Origin of the sequence: Paenibacillus kobensis NBRC 15729, from assembly GCF_004000825.1 — a bacterium.
Classification (GTDB): domain Bacteria; phylum Bacillota; class Bacilli; order Paenibacillales; family Paenibacillaceae; genus Paenibacillus_T; species Paenibacillus_T kobensis.
This window is the reverse complement of sequence record NZ_BILZ01000071.1, coordinates 1-21,265: the sequence shown is the minus strand read 5'-3', so window position 1 is coordinate 21,265 and position 21,265 is coordinate 1. Positions and strand designations below refer to the sequence as shown.

The window sequence follows — 21,265 nt, the reverse complement described above, 5'->3', positions numbered from 1 at the left end:
GAGCCGTGTCAGCGGCGGGAGCGAGAGCAGGCAAGCTGCGCGTTATCGTCGCCGATTTCGACCGGATGACGGAGGCGTTATCCGACGTTGAAGCGGATGTTGTCTATTGTGCCCTTGGGACCACGATTCGCAAGGCGAAGACGAAGGAAGCGTTTCGTAAGGTTGATTTCGACTACCCGTTAATGCTGGGTGAATGGGCGAAAAACCGCGGCAGCCGCAAGGTTGTGGCGGTAACCGCGATGGGCGCGTCAACGTCTTCGCCATTCTTTTATAGCCGGGTGAAGGGTGAGCTGGAGGAAGAGCTGGCGGAATTGAAGCTTCCGGAGCTGCATTTGTTCCGGCCATCGCTGTTGCTCGGCAAGCGCCAGGAGCTTCGGATTGGCGAGCTGTTCGGATCTTGGGCGGCAGTAGCGATTCGGCCCTTCATGATGGGCGGACTGCGGCGCTATCGCCCGATTGGCGGCGATACGGTCGCAGCGGCCATGCTGGAAGCCGGGACACGTCCCGCTGCGGAAGGCGTCTATGTGTACAATTCGGCGGATACGGCTGCGCTTGGCTCAGAGCCAAGCGGAGGCAAGAAGAACGAAAGCTCGGACAGCAGCATGATGGGGTGAAGGACAAGTGAGAATCAATAAATTTATTAGCGAGACCGGATTCTGCTCCCGGAGGGAAGCCGACAAGCTCGTGGAGGAAGGCCGCGTTACGATCAACGGCGTCGTCGCACAGCTTGGCAGCCAGGCGGAGCAGGGCGACGACGTGCGGGTGAACGGCAAGCGGATCGGCGAGTCGAAGCGGCATGTCTATATCGCGCTGAACAAGCCGGTCGGCATTACGAGCACGACCGAGCAGCAAATCAAGGGCAACATTGTCGACTTCGTCGGACACCGTGAACGGATTTTTCCGATTGGACGGCTCGATAAGGACTCGGAAGGTCTTATTCTGCTGACGAACGACGGCGATATCGTGAACAAGATTTTACGTTCTGAGGGCAAGCATGAGAAGGAGTACATCGTGACCGTGGACCGGCCCGTGACGGACATGTTCTTGAGAGGGATGAGCGGGGGCGTCCGCATTCTTGGTACGATGACGCTGCCATGCAAAGTGACGCGCGTAGCGGAACGCGTGTTCAAGATCATTCTGACCGAGGGGAAGAACCGTCAGATTCGCCGTATGTGCGAAGCGTTCGGCTATAATGTCGTCCGGCTGCGCCGGATGCGGATCATGAACATCCATCTCGGCGATCTGGCGATCGGCCGCTGGCGCGATTTGCACCGTGACGAGTTGAACGAGCTGTTCACGATGTTGAACTACAGACCGTCAGACCAATGAATAAAAAAGAGAGGCTGGAACGATATCGCTTCAAGCGATAAACGTTCCGGCCTCTTCTTTATTTTACGGCGACGGCTACATCGTCAGGTGTTACTTTGTCGCCCGTATATTTGCGCATGAGCGATACTTCGACACGGCGGTTCTTCGCCCGTCCTGCGTTGGTATTGCTCGTATCCAGCGGACGGTATTCGCCGTAGCCGGTCGAACTGATCAGCTTCGGATCGAGTTTCGCGCTATTCAGCAGAACTTCCATGAAATTAAGCGCGCGCTGCGAGCTCAGCTCCCAGTTGTTGCGGAATTCGCTGTTCGAGATCGGCTGGTCATCCGTATGGCCGGCGACGATAATCTCGTATCCAGGATACTTGTACAGCATCTTCGAGATCGCTTGTCCAAGCTTGCGGGCCTCCGGCTTCACGGCAGCACTGCCGGAAGCGTACAGCGCGTTGTCGCTGATCGTGATGAGGAGCTGCGATTGGTTCAGCTTCGTGTCGAGCTGAGTCGTCAGCCCGGCTGACTTAATATAGGAGTCCAGCTGCTTCTTCAGCTTCTCGAGATCTTCTTGCTCCTTCTTGCGAAGCTTCTCGAGATCGTCGTTGTTCTGCTTGTTCTGGACCGTCTGCGCTTGCTGATTGGATTGTTCTTTGTACTTGTACTTCTCATCCTCGGTCTTGCTCGAAGGATTCTCTTCGATCGTCCGAAGTCCGTCCAGTACGCCAACCCCGCCGTCAAGCGCCATGTTGAACGCACGGCTCATCTCATCGAACCGTTTCGCATCGACGGAGCTCATGGAGAATAGAACGATAAAGAGCGCAAGCAACAGTGTCATCAAGTCAGCATATGGAATGAGCCACGATTCGTCCGCATGCTCCTCGTGTTCTTCGTGTCTACGCCTTCTGCTCACCGTTCCTCTCCTCCTTCTCCAACATCTTCGCGCGCTCTGTAGGCGTCAAGTATACCGACAGCTTCTGATTGATGGCGATCGTCGAGACGCCGGTCTGGATGGACAGCAATCCCTCTACCATCATCAGGCGAATGTCCGATTCGCGGCGGGACAGACGCTTCAGCTTATTCGAAATTGGATGCCACAAGACGTAACCGGTGAAAATACCAAGCAGCGTCGCGATGAACGCGGCTGCGATTGCATGAGACAGCTTCTCCATGTCGCTCATATCCGCCAGAGCGGCGATGAGGCCGATAACGGCGCCGAGTACCCCGAGGGTAGGCGCGTACATGCCGGCTTGGGAGAAAATAAGCGCGCCGGTTTTGTGCCGTTGTTCTGTCGCGGCAATATCTTCAAGCAGAACGTCACGGACGAAATCTTGGTCATTACCGTCAATAATCATCCGCATGCCATTGCGAAGGAACGTGTCTTCGATTTCATCGACTTTCGCTTCCAGTGCAAGCAGGCCTTCACGGCGGGTAATCGTAGCCCATTCCATGAACAGGCGGATCAGTTCTTCGCGTTCAGGAAGCAATTGCCGTTTGAAAATAATCTTGAACAAGGTCGGGATTTTCTTGATTTCCGCAAGCGGGAACCCGACGAACAGCGATGCGGCCGTACCGACTATGATAATAACGTACGCAGCCGGGTTGTTTACCAGATTGACGATCGGCGCTCCCTTGAGATACATCCCGAACACGACGGCTACAAGGCCGAGTCCAATACCGATACCAGTTGATTTCTCCATAATACACCCCGTCCAATAGTAGAAAGTTCGACGTACAATGACGCTTTGTCTGGATGCCCAAAGCATCCCATTTCCTTTTATATCGTCATGATGGGGGGCAGAAATTAGAGGTTTTAGTCCTTTTTGTCGGAGGAAAGGTCGAAAAGTATCGTGGAGTGTCGTCAAAAGGCGATGCAGGTGCATGTGCTTATGGGACGATGCTGTAAAAATGTATGGCAGGCGAAGCTTGTCGGCAATGAAAGCGGAAGGTTTTTGGTGTAAAATGGAGAGACCACTACGAACACTAACAGAAGAGGCGAAGGGACGGGATTCGAATGGGCGTTAGACACGCGCGCGAATATGCGGATATATTGAAGGATTTGACGGAGGCTGTAAGCGCGATTCCGAATAGCTTTGAGTTTTTTGAAATGACGAAGGAAGAATGGGATGCGCTCGGCGGCGAAGAGAAGGCGGAAGTGATGGAAGCGCTGGCCGATGACGTGTTCTACGGTCTTGGGCAGCAAGCGGATATCCGTGTCGGCGACGGCGCCGTCGTCTATGTGGCGAAGCATCACATTATTGAAGTTGTGCAGGCGGGAAATGTTACGCAGGTCGTTCGGCTGATTTAAAGCTGGAGAGCAGCCGCTTCAGGCCGCGGCATAGCAACAGCTGACTTACCTGGCCTGGCCTGGAAGGGGAGAAGGCCCATGCTCAAGCATCGGGTCCTGTGTAGACCATGCAGTGGAATTCGGCGTTCCCGGAGGGCGTTGGACGATCATAGGTATCCTCGATAACGAAGCCTGCCTTCTCGTAAGCGCGGATGGCGCGGGTGTTCCAGGTGAGCACCTCGAGATCGACGGCGTCGCCGGATGCGCGCCGGAGCGCTTCTTCGGCAGCTGCCCGCGCGAATGCCGGGCCGAGTCCATGGCCGCACAGGTCGGGACGGAGTCCAAGGCCAAGCCGGGTTACGCCGAGTATCGGAAACAACTGCGCGAAGCCGATCATACGGCCCTCGTCATCCACGGCGGCCGTATATTGTCGTTCACGAATGGCGCTGTCGCCGAATTCGATGCCTTCGGATTCCATACGGGACCAGTCGGACCAGCCGTACAGACCGAACGGCGGCTCGTAGCGCCAGCCGCACAGCTCAGCTGCTTGTTCCCGGCTCATCGGTACGAAGCGGAACGTTATGCTTGGCATTTGGTTATCAACGTTGTCGGGTTGTATGCGGGGCATGGCGATCATCTCCAATTTTGTCACGAAAGATTCGAACCCGGAGCAACCAATCGGCGGTATGCAGTGGTATGATGATGAAGTCGGTTTTGGGAGAAGCTGATACCGACCTTTTGCATTCGGGTTAAATATAGGATAACAGATATGGAAGATAAAAAGGATCAGTCCCCGCTGTGGTGGGCTTGATCGCTCGAGTTTTCGTGGCGGTTCCTGCATAAAGTGCAGGGACTGCATCTCATGAAGCTTCTAATGATGAGAAACCTGCACTTTGTGCATGCTTTTTAGGGACTATCCCCGATATCATGCTCGGAATGATGCTAATTACAGCATTTATTGCAGCAATTTCTTCTCGGGATGCCATTAGTCCTCATGAAGCCTGCACTTTGTACATGATTTGTGCGAGATGCAGTGTTTGATTTCCCGCAAGCAAAACCTTAGCCTGTACTTACGATGCAGGTTTCGCTCTACATTGGCTCATTGCAGAGCCGATACCATTCCGCAAAACCTTAGCTTATGCTTACGATGCAAGGTTTTGCTGCACTAATGGTTCATATATGAACCCATACCACTATCCGCAAAACCTTTAAGGAGTTCCTATGCGTAAACTGATTGCCGTCGGCAGCTTATCATACTTTCTCATCGGTCTGGCTATGGTTCTGACGGGAGCAGTGCTGGAGCCGATGATCGCGCATTATAAACTCGATTATAAAGAAGGCAGTCTGTGGATTACGAGTCAATTCGTCGGGTATTTGCTCGGCGTACTGGCTGCACCGATGATCACTTCGCGAATCGGCAAAAGAAGCACGCTCGTCATAGCGTTCGGCTGCTTAACCGTTGCGGAAGCCTCTTACAGCATGTTGGGGCCGTGGACGCTTATGCTTCTAATCGCTCCGTTCGCCGGAGTCGGCTTCGGCATGGCAGAGGCGATCGTTGGCGCGACGATTATAGAGCTGTCGGAAGCGAAGAAGGCATCCTCGATGGCTTTTCTGGAAGTGTTCTTCGGCGTAGGCGCACTCGTGATGCCGATCGGAGCGGCTTATTTGATTCACATGGGCGTCTGGCAGCTGGCCTTCCCGGCGCTCACTGCGATATCGGGCGTGACGATGCTGCTCTGGCTGACGATGTCCTTCGGACCAGCGGACGACCGGATCGGTTGGCCGGCCAGGCCGTCGGAAGCGACAGACGCAGCGGGCGGCAAGAAACCGGAGCGGGCGAGACCGCCTCGGCAGCGCTACAACCGGCAGGCGGTTCCTTTTCTGCTGTTCGGCGTGCTGTTCTTCATGATCTATGTCGGGTTAGAAATGAGCTACTCGAACTATCTGGCTTCCTTCATGATCGAGCGCACGGGGACGACCGATACGAACGCGACGTCTGTGCTCAGCTTATTCTGGGCGTTCATGGTTATCGGCCGTTTGTTCGCAGGCAACCTGGCGGACCGGATCGGGTTCCCCATCTATCTGGCGGTGTCGTCGCTTGGATCGATTATCGTCCTGACGATGTCGGTATTCACGATGTCGTTCAACGGACTCGTTATCTGGACCTGTCTGGCCGGTCTTGTCATGTCTGGTATGTTCGCCGTAGCGCTCGTCTACGCGAACAGCCGCATACAAGGAATGACGGAGCGAACGACAAGCTTGATGGTCGCGGCGGGCGGAATCGGAGGAGCGATCTTCCCGCGTATCGCGGGCTGGCTGATGGACAGCTATGGCACGACGACTACGATGTGGATGATCGCCGGTCTTGCGGCTGCGATGCTCGTGACGTTCCTGCTCATGGTCATGTCGGGCCGAAGAACGTCGGCAGGCGAGGAGCCAGATCCGGTTACAGCGGCATAGCGGATGTATGTATAATGAACGAAGCCCTGCGCCTATGAGGCGTGGGGCTTCGTTGCATTTTGTGCAATGAGATGAAGGGGTTCATGTCTTAGAGAAGGTTTAATTGTATTCTATACAATCAGAATATAGAGTCAGTCCGCGTAGTCGGGTGCAAGCGACGTTCTGGCCAATTTCTCATTGTACAGAATACAACGAGGCGGCTCACTGGAGGGGTGTTTAACGGACTTCATTGTACTCCATACAATGAAGACCCGAGGGTGTGATTGTACTTTGCGCACTTCCGCACCAATTGATGCCTAATGTTACGGAACAGACGAAGCCCCGCACCTGATAGGTACGGGGCTCGTTATAGAGTGCGGATCAACCGCTTATCCGTCTCCGGGCGAGGAATTGCTTCCATTGGAAGTACATGAAGCAGCCGAGGCAGAACCCGCTGAGTGCGAGAATGACAGCGACGCTAAGGAAGCCGACGAAGATGTATCCGACAACGTCGCTGCCTGCTGCGAATCCAATCACAGCTCCCAGCAGGAACAGAATCGCCAGCAGGTTGTTGAACCGCAGCAGTTCCCGGCTTTCGGTTCTTGTGCTGACGGGGAAGATCCGAGCGAATAATCGAACGAATACGTTGTAACGGACGCCCCATGTGCGGCTAATAATCTGTACAGCGAGCGGTACGAGAAGCAGCCATAGCTGCTGAGTTGCAACGCTTATTATAATAAATAGCAGAATACCAAGCTGATTGCCTCTTACACGGTGCAGCGGAACGTCGTCAACGCAGTTCAAATCCGTGTTCAATGGATGGGATGCCATCGTCGAAGCCCTCCTTTATAGGTGAGGAACCGTTGATCGATATAAGGATGTTTTAATTCCTAGTATTTTGATAAGCATAATGTAACATAAGTTGGCGGCTAAGTACATAACAAATAATTCAGATGAATTCAAGGACGCTTCACGTTCGGCAGAGATATAAAAAAATCCTCAAGCGCCTGCCGCATGCAGATTGCATGAGCAGATACTTGAGGAGTTCGCCATTCTCGGATTAATAGGTAAGCGCAGGGTCAGTCGTGTGAACGGATTGCGCAGAAATCTCAGGAGTTACAGGCTTCGCCGGTTTCACATGATGACGGCCGATCGGCACGATCAGCGGCGTTCCGGATACCGGGTCTTGAATGACCGTGCTATCCATGCCGAAGATGTCCTTCACGAGCTCACTCGTGATCACCTTGGACGGTGCGCCCTCTGCCACCAGCTGGCCCTGACGCAGTGCGAAGATATGATCGGCATAACGCGAAGACAAATTGATATCATGAAGCACCATGACGATCGTCGTTCCGTGCTTGCGGTTAAGGTCGGTAAGCAGATCTAGAATTTCGACCTGATACGTAATATCCAAGAAGGTTGTCGGCTCATCCAGGAACAAAATATCTGTCTGCTGCGCCAGCGCCATCGCAATCCAGACACGCTGCCTCTGGCCGCCCGACAGCTCGTCGATGTTCTGATTCGCCAGCTCGGTAATCTTCATAATTTCCATCGCTTCGGCGACGGCCTCGTAGTCCTTCTTCGACCAGCCGCTGAACAGCGTCTGATGCGGGAACCGTCCGCGGCCGATGAGGTCCGCGACCGAGATGCCTTCCGGGACGATCGGCGATTGCGGCAGCAGTCCGAGCACTCTGGCCAGCTGCTTCGGCGGGATCCGATCAATCTGCTTGCCATCCAATGTAATACTTCCGGAGATGGGCTTGATGAGCCTCGCCAGCGTCTTCAGCAGCGTGGACTTGCCGCAGGCGTTCGCACCGATAATGACGCTTATTTGGTTGCTTGGAATCGACAGGCTTATGCCTTTGACAATTGTTTTGTTCTCATAGCCCGAAACCGTCTGTTCCGCTTGAAACGTATGTGTCGCCTTCATTATAAGTCTCCCTTCCGATTCATTCGGATTAGCAAGTAGATCAAGTACGGTGCCCCGAGTATGCCCGTTATAATGCCGACAGGGAATCTGGTCTCAAAAGCAAATTGTCCGATAAGATCTGATGCCAATACCAGAATAACGCCGACTAAACCGGCAGGAATGGCGCTGGAGAAGCCTGCTCCTACTAATCGCTTGGCAATGGGACCTGAAAGAAAGGCCACAAAGGCAATCGGACCCGTGATCGCAGTAGCAACCGAGATCAGAATGACCGCGCTCACAATAAGCGCGATTCGCGTCTTGTTCGCGCTGACGCCAAGCGAGGTGGCGGATTGCTCGCCAAGCTCCAATATGCTTAGATGTTTGCCCAGCAGAATAATGATTGGAGCAAAGACAACGAGCGTAGCCGCAAGCGGCGGAAGCTCATTGATTTTCGAGCCGTTGAGACTGCCGCTAAGCCATCTCATCACCGCCGGGAGATCATATTGCGCGCTTTTCAGCATCAAATACGAAATAACAGCATCCAACATCGCTTGAATCCCGATGCCGATCAGAATCAATCGGCCGATCGCGAACGTTCTGCCATTGCCCGACAGCAAATAAATAATGATGGTCGTCGCAAGACCGGCAGCAACCGAAGCCATCGACACGACCGTATCGCTAGCATGAAGCATGGTAATGCAGAACACAGCCGCCGCACCCGAGCCGGACGTAATGCCGATCACATTCGGGTTCGCCAGCGGGTTGCGAAGCATCGTCTGGAACGTATGGCCGGCAAGGCCGAAAGCAAAGCCAGCCATCATGCCGGCCAGCATTCTTGGCAAACGAATCGTATTCACGGCGAAGGAGACGCCTTTAATCTTCTCGCCCATGACCGCACGAATAACGTCTTGGACCGGATAGACCGTATTCCCCAGCATCAGCATGGTGCAGCACAGCACGACCGACAGGACGGCCAGTATGCTCGTAACCACAATCCAACGACGATGGCGAGCGCGTCTTCCTTCCATAATGTAAGCAATCGTATTAGTTGTCATAATGAACGCACTTTCGCTTTCATCGCTATTATTATCAGAATTGGAGCACCGACGAATGCGGTCACAACACCGACTTCGAGTTCGCCAGGGCTGCCGACCACTCTGCCGATGACGTCCGACAGGGTGAGTACAATCGCTCCGGAAAGGGCCGACATCGGAATGACGAACCGCAGGTCAGATCCAAGCACTAGACGCATCAAGTGTGTAGCCAGCAGTCCGATGAACCCGATCGGTCCAGCCAGTGCCGTCGCCGCGCCGCACAGCAGGACGCCCGCAACAGCAGCAACCAATCGGAGCGTTCCCGTACGAACGCCAAGGCCGGTCGCGACTTCGTCCCCGAGAGCCAGCGCATTCAATGCAGGAGCGGTAACGAACGCCAGTATAATCCCGACGATCAGAAATGGCGCGAACGTTCCGACGACATCCCAATTCCCGACCCCGACGCTGCCGACTTGCCAGAACCGGAATTGGTCCATGACGTAGGAGCGCGGAATCATAATCGCACTAACGAGTGAAGTAAGGGCAGCGCTTGTGGCGGCTCCTGCTAATACAAGCTTAAGGGGCGTGGCGCCGCCACGTCCCATAGAGCCGATTCCATATACGAATATTGCGGTGAGCAACGCACCGGCCAATGCCAGCCAAATATATTGGCCCGCGGTGCTGATATGCAAGAACGCAATCCCACAAACAACAAACAGCGATGCCCCTGTATTGACGCCTAGAATACTAGGGTCTGCGATCGGGTTTCGAGTAACCGCCTGCATAAGCGATCCCGATACACCTAGTGCTGCTCCGCAGCACAGGGCGAAGACCGTCCGCGAGATCCGCTTATGGATGACACTCGCCTCGAAGGAATCGGCGTCCGAGTGGAACAGTCCGTCAATTAGACCGTTCCACGAGATCACGCGAGATCCGAACACGAGTGAAGCAACCACACATAGAGCAAGCAGGATGACGCAGGTCACCAGCACTTTCGTAAAATGCTTCGGGATGATCAGGCTTACCTGTTGGTTGGTTGAAGCCGTCGTACTAGCCATTGATCTTAGCAACTGCCGCGTCGAGCAGACCTACATATTCGTCAATCGTGTACGCGATCGAGAGCGGGTTCGGGTTGCCTGCTGCCGCGAGCGGCGTATTATCTTTAATGAATACGACAGAGCCTCTTTTGATTGCTGGGATTTTGCCGAATACAGGATCTGCTTGCAGCGCCTTCAGCACAGAGTCATCCGCATAGCTGACAATAATATCGGCGTCGTTCAATACGTCAGCGTTCTCCGCGCTCAATTGGAGATAGAAGCCGGACTCGTCCGTAACCAGTTTCTTCACGCTGTCCGGGAATACCATGCCGAGCTCTTCCAGGAACGCGCCGCGCGGATCGCCAGGCGTATAGATCGAGACGGAGGACAAGTCTTGCGGCGAGATATAGGCGAATACCGCTTTCTTGCCTTTGATGCTCGGATGTTCGTTAGCCTTATCGGCAATCAGCTTCTCCGTATCTTTAATGAGCTGCTGACCTTCTTGCTCCATGCCCATGGCTTTAGAGTTGAATTCAACTTGCTCACGCCAGGACGTTACCCAAGGTTGCGTTTGGTAAGCGACAACCGGAGCGATCTGGCTCAGCGTCTCATACTCTTCCTTCGTAATGCCGGAGTATGCCGCAAGGATGACATCCGGGTTCGCATCCGAGATCGCTTCGAAATCAAGGCCGTCCGTATCTTGGAAAATATTCGGCTTATCCGCGCCAAGCTCTTTCAGCTTAGCAGCCGTCCAAGGAAGCAGTCCGCTGCCGTCTTCAACGCCATAGTTCGCCGCCGAGAAGCCTACAGGCACAACGCCGAGTGCGAGCGCAACGTCTTGGTTCGCCCACGAGATCGTAGCGACACGTTCCGGCTTTTTCTCAATTACAGCTTCGCCGAGTGCGTGTTTGATCGTGATTGGATATTGCACTTCTGCAGCAGGAGCTTCGGTTGTCGTCGTCCCCGTGCTTGCCGTTTCGCTAGTTGTTGCTGCTGTTCCCGTCGCTGCTTCTTTCTTGTCGCTTCCGCAGCCAGCGAGCGCAATGATCAGAGCGGATGAGAGGATTACAAGTGATTTGAGAGAGATGTTACGTTTTGCATTCATTGTGGGTTACCCTTCCTTTATGTAAAGTATATTAATTACCGTTGATAATGATTATCAAAGTCACTATAAAACGTTTGAGAATCGTTGTCAATACAAAAATTGTTATGCAGTTCGCATCAAATGCACGGCGAAACGTCAATTCATGCAGGTTATGGCGTAAATCTCATACGTTATAGATTAAATTTAGTGAAGCTTTTGTTGATCACCACTGCATTCTAAAGGAGTGGGATTACACGGATTAAGAGGTGTAATGAAAATCATGAACATTATGTGAAGTCCCGATTGGCAGGGTGTGCGAGACGGGGGTGTTGATAGATGTGCAGGGGCGGTCGTGATGCGGGACTAGAAGCATTTTCCTAATGGTGCGGTGGAGTGCTATGATAGTGCTAGTGAAAGCTGACAACGGCATCGGAGAATGAGGCGGTTCGATTCGCAACCGTGTGAGCAGATGAAAGGGAGGGAAACAGGAATGACTAATGGAGTAAGCGGCTTGATTCATGAGGCGTTCGTGCTGGAACGTGGAGGAGATTCAAGGATTCGGGGAGACGTGCGGGTATTGAATGCGGAAGGGGCCTCGGTGGAACGACGGCCTGTAATTGTGCTGCTGCATGGGTTCAAAGGGTTTAAGGATTGGGGCAGCTTCCCCTATGCGGCGGAGAGACTGGCGGGGCACGGCTTCGCGGTCGTGACGTTCAACTTCTCGCATAATGGTGTGGGAGAGACCGACTTCGACGAACTGGACAAGTTCGCGCTCAATACGCATACGCTGGAGCTGGGCGATATCGAGACAGTGCTGAAGGCGGTCCGGGAAGGCGGACTGCCGCTGTCGGAGCAGCTCGATGCGGGGCGGATCGTGCTTGTCGGCCACAGCCGGGGCGGCGGCGATTGTGTTCTATACGCGGCGGAGCATGAAGCGGAGCTGCGCGGCATCGTGTCGTGGAACGGGATTGCAGATTGCGATCTGTTCGACGACGAATTCCGCGATCTGGTGCTAGAAGATGGCGTGGGGTATGTACCGAATGCGCGGACGAAGCAGGAGATGCCGATTTCGGCGGCATTTTTCAAGGATCTCGACCAGAATGAGGAGCGCTACGATATCGTGGCACGTGCGGCGGCGCTGAAGACGCCGGCTTTGTTCCTGCAGGGCGACAGCGATTCGCCTAGGCTGGTGTATGGATTCGAAGAGCTGCAAGAGAACGCGCCGCAGCACCGGTATGTCGTGCTCGAAGGGGCGAATCACACGTTCGGAGCGGTGCATCCGTGGGCTGGGACGACGGACGATTTGGAGCGGGTGATCGCGCTTACGGCGGATTTTGCGGCGGAGGTTACGAAGGGATAGCAGGTTGATGGAGGAACAAGGGCTGAGCGATTAGATGTATGGATAGATGAGTGAACAGATAAGTGGACGAATGAATAGATGCTTGGATAGATGCATGAAGAGATGCATGAATAGATAAGTGAGCTTTCGAGTGAATGTTGAGGATTCGATCACGCTAGGCCAAAACGACAAAGGAGTGATTCGATATGTCATATGTGAAGTCGGCGGAGTGGGTACTGGAGCGGTTAGGGAAAGACGGGCTCGTCGTTGTTGATGCGCGTTATGTGCTGAGCGACACGAATGCGGGGCGTAATGCTTATGCGGAGGGGCATTTGCCGGGGGCTTACTATTTGAATCTCAGCCACGATCTGTCATCGCCGAAGCGGGAAGACGGACGCGGCGGACGCCATCCGCTGCCGGAGCCAGCGGTGCTGGCTGAGACGCTCGGCCGCATTGGGATTAGCAATGATACGCCGGTTGTGGCGTACGACGACCAAGGCGGGGCGATGGCATCGCGTCTTCTGTGGCTGCTGCAATGGACAGGCCATAAAGGCGAGGCGGTGCTGCTCGAAGGCGGTTATGCGGGCTGGGTTGCGGCCGGTCATCCGGTCACGACGGAAGTTCCTGCGGAAGTGTCGGGAGTTGTGTACACGCCTAGCGTGCAAGAGCATATGCTGGTCAGCCAGGATGAGGTACGCGAGCGGATCGGCCGTGCGGGCACGGTCATTATCGATTCGCGCGATCCGGGGCGCTACCGCGGCGAGAATGAGACGATGGACCCGGTGGGCGGCCATATTCCGTCGGCGATCAACCGCTTCTGGACCGAAGGCCGCGGTGCGGATGGGAAGTGGAAGAACGCAGAGGAGCAGGCTGCTCGGTTCGAAGGTATCTCGAAGGATGACGAGGTTATCGTCTACTGCGGATCTGGTGTGACGGCAACGCCGAACGTATTCGCGCTGCAAGAAGCGGGATACAAGAACGTGAAGCTGTATGCGGGTAGTTGGAGTGATTGGAGTAGCTATGAGGGGAATCCGGTTGCTACCGGAGAATAGGTGAACCAAAAGACGAATAGCAGTACTTAAATGATGAATACATCGCCAAGTTGCCCAAAGGCTCTGGCGATGTATTTTTTTGTTTCCGGAGTCAAGATGAAGTGGACTTGTCGATCCCAATGGGCAGTAACTGTATGCATGAAATAATGCCCATATCATAAAAACGAGGGTTATGAACCAAGGTGTTGAGTAAAGGAGATAACGGGATGAGTTATCAGTATTATCGTGGGCTAGTAACGAGCCATCCGAGTATCGTAGCGTTCGCACAGGGCGATGTGACGGGAGACGGGGTATTGGACAACGTGTATCTTACGGGAGTTCGGACCCCGGACAGTCCGTTTATTCAACAAATCACGTTGGTCGTGCAAGACGGAAGTAGTGGCAGAGTCACCCATACGCCATTGCAGGATAATGCGGGGTATAATCCGACTCTTTTTTTAGGCGACTTTACCGGGAACAGGGTTAATGACATTCTGATTAGCATTAATTCCGGCGGGAGCGGAGGGATCATGTATCATTTTGTATATTCGTACTTAAATAACGTTGCGCAAATCATTTTCAACTACAAGGCGTATAATGAGCTCTATCAATACGCGGTGACTTTCCAGGATTATTACAAAGTTAAGGTTGTCAGCAAACTGAACAAGATGGAATACATCATCGACATCTCCAACCGAGACAAGGAGTATCTTGGAGAGATCTACCGGGCTAACGGAAAGCTGAAGCAGCCGATATCAGGATTCGTAAATCCGCTAAGCGGATTGTATCCCGTCGATTTCGATGGGAATAACGTTTACGAGCTGCTCGCCTATCAGAAGATTGCCGGGAGATATAACGCAGATGCCTTGGGTTATTTCTTGAACATCTTGGCGTGGAATGGCAATCAGTTCGCTTTGAGCGATCAGAACGTGGCGATCTTTGGTTCGCCGATTCAATAAAGTAATTGCTATAGCCTGCGAGTTTAAAAAACAGGGCATGGGCAAGAGCTGCCATTGCACTGTTTTTGTAGATGGGAAATTCCGCAGTTGGAGTGATTGGAGTTCCAATACCGGCAACCCTGTAGCGACTGGAGACGAAGAAAAGTCGAGCAAGGCATAGCAGTATGTAATCGATGAATACATCGCCAGGTGGCCTAAACGCCCCGGCGATGTATTTTTTACAACCACTACTTATATTTTCGAACAAATTCCGCTCGTAGTCTGACGGCAGTGCTTATGGTATAAAGTCCTCATCTTTATATTCGATCCTTGAGTCCTTGCTTATTTTCTGGAGTGACATTGGTGTTGCCCTATAATCAATATGACTAAATCCCCAACTGCACATCTCGATCAAAACCATACTTAACGTTCTTCCATGATCAGATAAAGAGTATTCAACCTTCGGAGGGATCGTCTGAAATACTTTGCGAACAATGAGTCCATCCTGCTCCAGCTCCCGAAGCTGATTCGTAAGCATACCTTGTGTAACCTTTGGAAGCAAACGACGTAATTCCCCAAACCGTTTGGGTTCCTCTTTCAGCAAAATAAATAAGAGTAGCGGCTTCCACTTGCCCCCAATGACTTGCAGAGTCGTCAATATTCCCTGTCTTCTATACGTCGGATTAACACCAGCACCCATGTTCTCAACTCATGACATACAAGATCCGAATCCATTCCCCGATTCTACCTAAGTATGCGGTTATTAAGAAGTACTATTCTTTTCCGTACATAGTACGGTTGATCGTAATTCGTAATGCCGTACGCTTTAGTACGGTTTTCAAGACTAAGTATGAATAAAAAGCGTACTTTTCAAAAATAGTATCTGACTCAATAATTGGTGGTATATAACCCCACTTTACAGGCAGGGAGGAATAAGTATAATCTTGGTGATCTTGGCACAGCCGCTATTAAAAAATGGTTCGACTTACAACTACGACGGATGGTCCGGAAAATTGCTATCGAGTGGGAGGAGACAATTGGTTTACGATCAGCGAATTTTTAAGACCGATCTAAAGAACGATTACCAAATGTAATGGCCGTTTTCTTCCCTCTTTTGTTGCTTACAGCGCATCACAGGGGGACAATGCCTTTCTCTCTCAAGTAGCTAAAAGATATGTTGATCATATGCTTTCTTCCCCGAGCTTGCTTGTTCATCAATAGAAAGAGGAGATAATCAAATGAGTAAATTTGATTGGGGACCAAAGTCAGCAACATTTTGGTCAGTGGGTGTTATTACACTGTTGATGCTGTTTTTAGGAGTAAAAGGCTTTATCCAGCCAGAAGCTGCGATTCGGGGATTTGGTATACCACTGCATGACACTGCCGACAAAAATCTTGTGTATATAAAAGCGGATCGTGATCTGTTCATTGGCATCTTCCTGTTAGTCTTGATGATCCTTCGTATGAGAAAAGCATTACTTGTTGGTATGTTAACTTCAATTATCATGCCTATAATAGATGCAACCTTGGTATTAACGCATGCGACGGATAAAGCACCATCCTGGATTCATATTGTTAGTGCCGTATATGGGCTTGTTATCAGTTGGATCTTGTATCGAGAAGAACGGCAAGCCAACACAACAACTAAATAGGGAGTGAGGGGATATGTATAATTACCTGTTGTTCATCCATATCTTCTCCGCCGTGACAGCCACAGCCGTAGTCATCTGCTATCCCATCATCATGAGCTAAGTCCGGACAGTGGGTCAGGCCAAATTCGCGCTTTCGTTGCTGGAGAAGACGGCAATCCTGCCGAAACTTGGTGGTACGCTACTGCTTCTTACGGGTCTTACGATTGGGTTTCAGAAACCCTATTTATTTCGAGAGCAGTGGTATCTGTCTTCGATTGTCGTCTTCTTTATCATTTTGGTCATCTTTGCTGGACTTCTTCCTGCCGGCATCAAGCAGCAGCTAATGCTGCTGCAGCAGACGCAGGGCGATGATCTACCCGATGCGTATCGACTGAGTCGTAGACGCTCCGCCTGGCTAGAAGCAGTCGCTAATCTTGCCGTTTTCATCTCAATTCTGCTAATGGTATTCAAACCGTGAGATGGGACTCCCGGTAGTGCAGTGCCTGCGAGTTGAGCAGCAGCGTTCCGCCTAATCCAGCCGCGTGTTGCCTACGTCGACCTCTTGTGCACAGCGTAGAGAATCTAGACGTTTAGTATCCGACCTCCGATTCTTGCTCAACCTTTTGTTACACGTTAGTGATAGTTCCGGCTGCTGTTGCTCCGCAATATAATAATTTTGAACAAATAAAGGTAAATCGTACCATTTGTCGAATGGTGTAAAGTGATTTGAACGGAAAGAATTTTATTGGATGAGGCAAGTTATGATCCGGGCGCTACGTTTAACAATGTACCGGAAGGAGAATATTAAAATGTCACTAGAGAGCACCGACCCAAAAGTTACACAGTACATCGAAAACGCTGAGGATTTTGCCAGACCCATCCTCAACCATCTTAGAGAGCAGATACACAAAAACTGCCCTAATGTAGTGGAATCAATGAAGTGGGCCCTCCCGCATTTTGATTACAAAAACGATTTCATGTGCGTGTTAGCCTCATCTAAAAACCACTGTTCGCTCACATTCATAAAATCTGAGTTCATGAACGATCCCCGATTTGCTGGTGGCAAGAAGGTAAAGCCAAGCCAGCGATTTATGAGCAGAATCACGAGTATGTCCGAGCTGCCGTCAGATGAAGAACTCGCAGGCTTTATCAAAGAAGCGATGGATTTAAATGACCGAGGCGTGAAACTGGACAAGACAGCCAAAGCGGCGCCGGGTAGCAACCCAGTGGAAACTCCGGTATATTTCCTAGAAGCACTATCGAAAAATCCTACTGCTCAACAAGTTTTTGAGAACCAATCACCGTCATTCCGCAAGAACTACATCGTATGGCTTGAAAGTGCAAAGACCGATGCCACAAAACAACAGCGAATCGATGAAGCCCTGGAATGGATCGCCGAAGGCAAAGGTCGATTCTGGAAATACGAAAAGTAAGAACATACGAGCAAGACATAGCAGTAAAAAATTTTAAATAGACCGCCATTCGGCTTTTATGTGCCGAAGTCAACAAGGAGTCAACGCTTGGTTACTGAAACCGTGTTTCGCTACCGTGGCGAAGTCGAGAGAAAGCTGGCGCTGCTCAGTATTTTTTTATTGGAGGAAGTTAACAAGCGTTAATCGTTAAATTCAGTGATTGCCAACAAGATTTAGATTGTTTTAAACTCTACGAAGATAATGATTCAAAATGGAGGAAGCAGATGACAACGGTTAAAAGAAGTCTGCATTGGTCGGCAGTAGTCGGAGTGGCTTGTTCATTTTGGTTATTACTGTGGCTTTTCGGTATCGTAACAACTCTTTACGATCTCAAACAATTAGATGATGCCGACAATTCAGGTAGCAACAATTTCATGATCATTGTAGGCGTACTCGCACTATGGGCGGGGTATCGGGCAATGAAACGCCTAGCTCTCTTAAGGTATGGGGAGTTTCGCCAAGTGAAGGTCGTTAAGCAAACTGAAGAAAGCTATGACGTGAATTCGGGTCTCACGGGTAAGGTATCCCTTTACCGTTATAGTTTCATGTTGAATGATCGCAGATATACGAAGTTTCTTTTGTATGCTATTGGTCTTAAGAACAGAAATAACGTGGAAATCATCTACAATACTCGCAAACCGAATAACAATTCTATTTCCGGCAAACTTCGAGCCAGGTTCGATTCTTCTTCGAATCAGTGGCAATCCTCCATGTGGCACGTTATTCTAAGGCTAACATTATTGGTTGTTATTGTAGCGGCTATCTTAGCGCTATTGTTTATGGACTCCCTTCCATCGTTCAATTCACTGTAATGGGGGAATGCGGTGGCGAAGGGCGAGGAGTAAGGGTGGAAAGGCTTATATTAGGGTGTAAAGTTTAAAACAGAGCACGGCGAGGGATGCCGGTGCTCTGTGTTTTTTATTGGCTGAAATCAATGCTTTCTCAAGCCCATTCTTTTGCAAAAAGTGTAAAAGCACGCTGCCAGCTCCCTTATCAGTTAGTTATTCATTGTATAAGGCGAGATAGATTACTATAATTATACATATTAAAGATTATTACTTCATTACGGGGGGTAAAGCATTGAGAGCTTTTCAGTTGAGAGGATTAAAAGTTCTGAGTTTTGCTTTATTAGCGATGCTACTAGTAATGGTACCGGTAGCGCAAGCGTCAGGAATAAAGCTGATCGTAAATGATCAAGTCGTAAAGGAAGGCGTGCCGTCGATTAATCAAAAAGGAACCACGCTTGTCCGAGTTCAAGATATTGTTTCCGCATTAGGTGCGGTATATGAATGGAACACGGCAACCAAAACGCTGGTCATAACCAAAGGCAAAACGATCGTTAAGCTCAAGGAGAAAGTTGCAAAGGCATCGGTTGTGTTCGGTTCGATTACGACGGAGTCGGTGTTAAGCCAGCCGCTGCAGAAAATCGACAATGAGCTCATGGTTCCGCTTCGTTTCGTAGCTGAAATATTCGGAGCGTCGGTTTCTTGGGACAAGGAACAGCAGGCTTTTCACCTTATCTGGCTCGGAACGACTGGCGATAAAGGCGAGCCAGGCGAAGTCGGCCCAGCAGGAGCGACAGGATTAACAGGCGCGACAGGTCCAGCAGGCGCGACAGGTGCGACAGGCCCAGCAGGCGCGACAGGTCCAGCAGGTCCAGCAGGAGCGGCAGGCCCAGTAGGAGCGGCAGGTCCGGAAGGTCCAGCAGGTCCAGCAGGAGCGGCAGGAGCGGCAGGCGCGATAGGCCCGGCAGGTCCAGCAGGAGCGACAGGTGCGATAGGTCCGGAAGGTCCAGCAGGTCCGGCAGGCCCGGCAGGCCCGGTAGGCGCGATAGGTCCGGAAGGTCCAGCGGGTCCGGCAGGTGCGATAGGTCCGGAAGGTCCAGCAGGCGCGACAGGTGCGATAGGTCCGGCGGGTCCAGCAGGTCCAGCAGGAGCGACAGGCGCGATAGGTCCAGCAGGTCCAGCAGGGGTGACAGGCGCGATAGGTCCGGAAGGTCCAGCGGGTCCAACAGGAGCGACAGGTGCGATAGGTCCGGCGGGTCCAGCAGGCGCGACAGGCGCGATGGGTCCGGCAGGTCCAGCAGGCGCGACAGGTGCGATAGGTCCGGCGGGTCCAGCAGGCGTGACAGGTGCGATAGGTCCGGCGGGTCCAGCAGGCGCGACAGGTGCGATAGGTCCGGCGGGTCCAGCAGGCGCGACAGGCGCGATAGGTCCGGCGGGTCCAGCAGGGGCGACAGGTGCGATAGGTCCGGCGGGTCCAGCAGGCGCGACAGGCGCGATAGGCCCGGCAGGTCCGGCGGGTCCAGCAGGCGCGACAGGCGCGATAGGTCCTGAAGGTCCAGCAGGTGCGATAGGTCCGGCAGGTCCAGCAGGAGCGACAGGTGCGATAGGTCCGGCGGGTCCAGCAGGAGCGACAGGCGCGATAGGCCCGGCAGGTCCGGAAGGTCCAGCAGGAGCGACAGGCGCGATAGGTCCGGCAGGCCCGACGGGTCCGATGGGTCCAGCAGGCGCGATAGGCCCAGTAGGCCCAGCAGGTTCAAGCGGGGTGAATTATGCAGACGAAGGATTTTCAGCGCATTTGAATATGATGAGTGCCAATAATTCTGCCCAATTGAGTGGTTGGGATATAATTGCCCCTTATTACGGGAGCGGTAATTTTGATCCTGCAACCGGTACGTTTGTCGTTCCTTCCACGGGTAAGTACTCGATTAAAGCGACAATAAATTACGCGTTGGCTAATGCAGTTAACGTTTCTCTGGGAGCAGGTGTTGATCCGACCTTCTCCATTGACCGCATGGCTCCTACCATGTCGCCTTTACTTACAGGGGTCTTGCCTATTTTGAACGTGAACATTGCTTTAGTACTTACCATGAGAGCGCCTTTAAGCCAAGGAACCGTTACATTGGAAGGCGATGTGTTATTGAACGCGGGCGATATACTGGCGCTGAATTACAAGGCGGATGGCTTTACTCAATTCATAAACATCGGTGGGAACAATGGTGAAGGCGTTGTGTGGTCGATTCATCAGCTATCATAATAGAAATAGTTACGGCATTAGAACGGAATGGTAGAGTACCGAGGGCAACTCTACAGTTGGAGTGATTGGAGTAGTAATGTGGGATATGCGGTAGCAGTGGGGGACGAAGAAAAATTGAGTAAGGCATAGCAGTGTCTAAACAACAAACAACCACCATGCAGTCCAAGGCCATGACGGCTTGTTTGTGTACCCGAAGTCAACAGCGAGTCAACGACGCCGGTCTGACAGTCGCTCTGGAAGTACTTACAGAGCAGAGTGACGTTTATGCTTATCATGTTCGTGTATACAGATAAAGAGTCGGGACGTCCCACCGTAGCGGTGGTAGATCCCCGGCACTTATGCACGAGTCAACAATTATTACGGAACAAGATATACGGAACAAGAAAGAAACTCTACATGAAGTCAACAAAAAAGAGGGGCGTAGCCCCTCTTTTTTTATAGATGGTTCAGAATTAGTTTAGCAATGACGGTAACGAGAACACCGATTACAAGACGGGTAGTAAAGCTAACCCAATAACCGGGTGTACATGACCGCTTACGTAAAATCTGAAAGAAATTCTTCATTTTGTTCCCTCCGACCCTTTTATTGGAGTGGGAGGTGGAGGGCAACGAGACTAAGCGCCAGAAGCTGCTCTAATAGTCATAAAATTACCTCTTCATGAGTTTAGTATCTATTTTTTCACGCTTCAATAGTCATAAAGTTAACGA

21 protein-coding genes are annotated in these 21,265 nt (G+C 51.9%); 12 read left to right on the top strand and 9 right to left on the bottom strand.

Annotated elements, in window-relative coordinates; all coding sequences use genetic code 11:
• Together PKO01S_RS25555 and rluF are read left to right on the top strand one after the other, a co-directional pair.
• Nucleotides 1-614 (top strand): Rossmann-fold NAD(P)-binding domain-containing protein (locus PKO01S_RS25555; RefSeq protein WP_127534280.1); only part of this gene is annotated, 614 nt, incomplete at its 5' end.
• 7 nt (nucleotides 615-621) lie between these two features.
• A complete protein-coding gene (rluF, locus tag PKO01S_RS25550; RefSeq protein ID WP_127534279.1) occupies nucleotides 622-1,329 on the top strand; it encodes a 23S rRNA pseudouridine(2604) synthase RluF in 708 nt (235 codons plus the stop codon).
• Between the two features lie 58 nt (nucleotides 1,330-1,387).
• Here rluF and PKO01S_RS25545 read toward each other — a convergent pair whose 3' ends face one another.
• A complete protein-coding gene (locus tag PKO01S_RS25545; protein WP_127534278.1) occupies nucleotides 1,388-2,230 on the bottom strand; it encodes a flagellar motor protein MotB in 843 nt (280 codons plus the stop codon).
• On the bottom strand, nucleotides 2,214-3,017 hold the full coding sequence (gene motA, locus PKO01S_RS25540) for a flagellar motor stator protein MotA (protein ID WP_127534277.1): 804 nt from the start codon (nucleotides 3,015-3,017) through the stop codon (nucleotides 2,214-2,216). The genes PKO01S_RS25545 and motA overlap by 17 nt, the downstream gene beginning before the upstream one ends.
• Before the next feature lie 314 nt (nucleotides 3,018-3,331).
• On the opposite strand from motA, the gene PKO01S_RS25535 reads away from it, so the two are divergent.
• Nucleotides 3,332-3,625 (top strand): hypothetical protein, encoded by a 294-nt coding sequence (locus tag PKO01S_RS25535; RefSeq protein ID WP_127534276.1) that lies wholly within the window; start codon nucleotides 3,332-3,334, stop codon nucleotides 3,623-3,625.
• An 82-nt stretch (nucleotides 3,626-3,707) separates the two neighbouring features.
• Here the strand turns inward: PKO01S_RS25535 and PKO01S_RS25530 are convergent, their stop codons facing one another.
• Nucleotides 3,708-4,232 (bottom strand): GNAT family N-acetyltransferase, encoded by a 525-nt coding sequence (locus PKO01S_RS25530; RefSeq protein WP_246070736.1) that lies wholly within the window; start codon nucleotides 4,230-4,232, stop codon nucleotides 3,708-3,710.
• A gap of 593 nt (nucleotides 4,233-4,825) precedes the next feature.
• Between PKO01S_RS25530 and PKO01S_RS25525 the strand changes: the two genes are divergently transcribed.
• Nucleotides 4,826-6,064 (top strand): MFS transporter, encoded by a 1,239-nt coding sequence (locus PKO01S_RS25525; protein WP_127534275.1) that lies wholly within the window; start codon nucleotides 4,826-4,828, stop codon nucleotides 6,062-6,064.
• A 360-nt stretch (nucleotides 6,065-6,424) separates the two neighbouring features.
• On the opposite strand, the gene PKO01S_RS25520 is transcribed toward PKO01S_RS25525, so the two are convergent.
• From PKO01S_RS25520 to PKO01S_RS25500, 5 genes are all read right to left on the bottom strand, one after another.
• A complete protein-coding gene (locus tag PKO01S_RS25520) occupies nucleotides 6,425-6,874 on the bottom strand; it encodes a DUF4395 domain-containing protein (RefSeq protein ID WP_127534274.1) in 450 nt (149 codons plus the stop codon).
• A 229-nt stretch (nucleotides 6,875-7,103) separates the two neighbouring features.
• A complete protein-coding gene (locus PKO01S_RS25515) occupies nucleotides 7,104-7,973 on the bottom strand; it encodes an ABC transporter ATP-binding protein (RefSeq protein WP_127534273.1) in 870 nt (289 codons plus the stop codon).
• Nucleotides 7,973-9,007 (bottom strand): FecCD family ABC transporter permease, encoded by a 1,035-nt coding sequence (locus PKO01S_RS25510; protein WP_127534272.1) that lies wholly within the window; start codon nucleotides 9,005-9,007, stop codon nucleotides 7,973-7,975. Before PKO01S_RS25510 ends, PKO01S_RS25515 begins: the two co-directional genes overlap by 1 nt.
• On the bottom strand, nucleotides 9,004-10,044 hold the full coding sequence (locus PKO01S_RS25505; protein WP_127534271.1) for a FecCD family ABC transporter permease: 1,041 nt from the start codon (nucleotides 10,042-10,044) through the stop codon (nucleotides 9,004-9,006). Before PKO01S_RS25505 ends, PKO01S_RS25510 begins: the two co-directional genes overlap by 4 nt.
• Entirely contained in the window at nucleotides 10,037-11,128 is a 1,092-nt protein-coding gene (locus tag PKO01S_RS25500) for an iron-siderophore ABC transporter substrate-binding protein (protein ID WP_127534270.1), read from the bottom strand. The genes PKO01S_RS25505 and PKO01S_RS25500 overlap by 8 nt, the downstream gene beginning before the upstream one ends.
• 469 nt (nucleotides 11,129-11,597) lie before the next feature.
• Here PKO01S_RS25500 and PKO01S_RS25495 point away from each other — a divergent pair, with 469 nt between their 5' ends.
• The 3 genes from PKO01S_RS25495 to PKO01S_RS25485 all read left to right on the top strand — a co-directional run bounded on the left by PKO01S_RS25495 (nucleotide 11,598) and on the right by PKO01S_RS25485 (nucleotide 14,436).
• Nucleotides 11,598-12,467 carry an alpha/beta hydrolase family protein gene (locus tag PKO01S_RS25495; RefSeq protein ID WP_127534269.1) on the top strand — a complete coding sequence of 290 codons (870 nt, stop codon included), beginning with the start codon at nucleotides 11,598-11,600 and terminating at the stop codon, nucleotides 12,465-12,467.
• Between the two features lie 185 nt (nucleotides 12,468-12,652).
• On the top strand, nucleotides 12,653-13,498 hold the full coding sequence (locus PKO01S_RS25490; RefSeq protein ID WP_127534268.1) for a sulfurtransferase: 846 nt from the start codon (nucleotides 12,653-12,655) through the stop codon (nucleotides 13,496-13,498).
• A gap of 206 nt (nucleotides 13,499-13,704) precedes the next feature.
• On the top strand, nucleotides 13,705-14,436 hold the full coding sequence (locus tag PKO01S_RS25485; protein ID WP_127534267.1) for a VCBS repeat-containing protein: 732 nt from the start codon (nucleotides 13,705-13,707) through the stop codon (nucleotides 14,434-14,436).
• Between the two features lie 274 nt (nucleotides 14,437-14,710).
• On the opposite strand, the gene PKO01S_RS25480 is transcribed toward PKO01S_RS25485, so the two are convergent.
• Nucleotides 14,711-15,115: a winged helix-turn-helix transcriptional regulator gene (locus tag PKO01S_RS25480; protein WP_127534266.1), complete on the bottom strand. Its 405-nt coding sequence runs from the start codon at nucleotides 15,113-15,115 to the stop codon at nucleotides 14,711-14,713.
• 538 nt (nucleotides 15,116-15,653) lie between these two features.
• Between PKO01S_RS25480 and PKO01S_RS25470 the strand changes: the two genes are divergently transcribed.
• The 5 genes from PKO01S_RS25470 (at nucleotide 15,654) to PKO01S_RS25450 (ending at nucleotide 20,557) form a co-directional block, all read left to right on the top strand.
• Nucleotides 15,654-16,067 carry a DUF4267 domain-containing protein gene (locus tag PKO01S_RS25470; RefSeq protein WP_127534265.1) on the top strand — a complete coding sequence of 138 codons (414 nt, stop codon included), beginning with the start codon at nucleotides 15,654-15,656 and terminating at the stop codon, nucleotides 16,065-16,067.
• Nucleotides 16,068-16,176: 109 nt separating this feature from the next.
• Nucleotides 16,177-16,524 (top strand): DUF2269 family protein, encoded by a 348-nt coding sequence (locus PKO01S_RS25465; protein WP_127534264.1) that lies wholly within the window; start codon nucleotides 16,177-16,179, stop codon nucleotides 16,522-16,524.
• Nucleotides 16,525-16,855: 331 nt separating this feature from the next.
• On the top strand, nucleotides 16,856-17,479 hold the full coding sequence (locus tag PKO01S_RS25460; protein WP_127534263.1) for a YdeI/OmpD-associated family protein: 624 nt from the start codon (nucleotides 16,856-16,858) through the stop codon (nucleotides 17,477-17,479).
• 263 nt (nucleotides 17,480-17,742) lie between these two features.
• Nucleotides 17,743-18,330: a hypothetical protein gene (locus PKO01S_RS25455; protein WP_127534262.1), complete on the top strand. Its 588-nt coding sequence runs from the start codon at nucleotides 17,743-17,745 to the stop codon at nucleotides 18,328-18,330.
• A gap of 334 nt (nucleotides 18,331-18,664) precedes the next feature.
• Nucleotides 18,665-20,557 (top strand): stalk domain-containing protein, encoded by a 1,893-nt coding sequence (locus PKO01S_RS25450; RefSeq protein WP_176587508.1) that lies wholly within the window; start codon nucleotides 18,665-18,667, stop codon nucleotides 20,555-20,557.
• The last annotated feature ends 708 nt before the right edge of the window (nucleotides 20,558-21,265 follow it).

Excerpts from the sequence above, each read along its gene's own strand:
- motA (WP_127534277.1), bottom strand. The coding sequence starts at position 3,017 with ATGGAGAAATCAACTGGTATCGGTATTGGACTCGGCCTTGTAGCCGTC.
- PKO01S_RS25535 (WP_127534276.1), top strand. The coding sequence starts at position 3,332 with ATGGGCGTTAGACACGCGCGCGAATATGCGGATATATTGAAGGATTTG.
- PKO01S_RS25530 (WP_246070736.1), bottom strand. The coding sequence starts at position 4,232 with ATGCCCCGCATACAACCCGACAACGTTGATAACCAAATGCCAAGCATA.
- PKO01S_RS25525 (WP_127534275.1), top strand. The coding sequence starts at position 4,826 with ATGCGTAAACTGATTGCCGTCGGCAGCTTATCATACTTTCTCATCGGT.
- PKO01S_RS25520 (WP_127534274.1), bottom strand. The coding sequence starts at position 6,874 with ATGGCATCCCATCCATTGAACACGGATTTGAACTGCGTTGACGACGTT.
- PKO01S_RS25515 (WP_127534273.1), bottom strand. The coding sequence starts at position 7,973 with ATGAAGGCGACACATACGTTTCAAGCGGAACAGACGGTTTCGGGCTAT.
- PKO01S_RS25510 (WP_127534272.1), bottom strand. The coding sequence starts at position 9,007 with ATGACAACTAATACGATTGCTTACATTATGGAAGGAAGACGCGCTCGC.
- PKO01S_RS25505 (WP_127534271.1), bottom strand. The coding sequence starts at position 10,044 with ATGGCTAGTACGACGGCTTCAACCAACCAACAGGTAAGCCTGATCATC.
- PKO01S_RS25500 (WP_127534270.1), bottom strand. The coding sequence starts at position 11,128 with ATGAATGCAAAACGTAACATCTCTCTCAAATCACTTGTAATCCTCTCA.
- PKO01S_RS25495 (WP_127534269.1), top strand. The coding sequence starts at position 11,598 with ATGACTAATGGAGTAAGCGGCTTGATTCATGAGGCGTTCGTGCTGGAA.
- PKO01S_RS25490 (WP_127534268.1), top strand. The coding sequence starts at position 12,653 with ATGTCATATGTGAAGTCGGCGGAGTGGGTACTGGAGCGGTTAGGGAAA.
- PKO01S_RS25485 (WP_127534267.1), top strand. The coding sequence starts at position 13,705 with ATGAGTTATCAGTATTATCGTGGGCTAGTAACGAGCCATCCGAGTATC.
- PKO01S_RS25480 (WP_127534266.1), bottom strand. The coding sequence starts at position 15,115 with ATGGGTGCTGGTGTTAATCCGACGTATAGAAGACAGGGAATATTGACG.
- PKO01S_RS25470 (WP_127534265.1), top strand. The coding sequence starts at position 15,654 with ATGAGTAAATTTGATTGGGGACCAAAGTCAGCAACATTTTGGTCAGTG.
- PKO01S_RS25460 (WP_127534263.1), top strand. The coding sequence starts at position 16,856 with ATGTCACTAGAGAGCACCGACCCAAAAGTTACACAGTACATCGAAAAC.
- PKO01S_RS25455 (WP_127534262.1), top strand. The coding sequence starts at position 17,743 with ATGACAACGGTTAAAAGAAGTCTGCATTGGTCGGCAGTAGTCGGAGTG.
- PKO01S_RS25450 (WP_176587508.1), top strand. The coding sequence starts at position 18,665 with ATGGTACCGGTAGCGCAAGCGTCAGGAATAAAGCTGATCGTAAATGAT.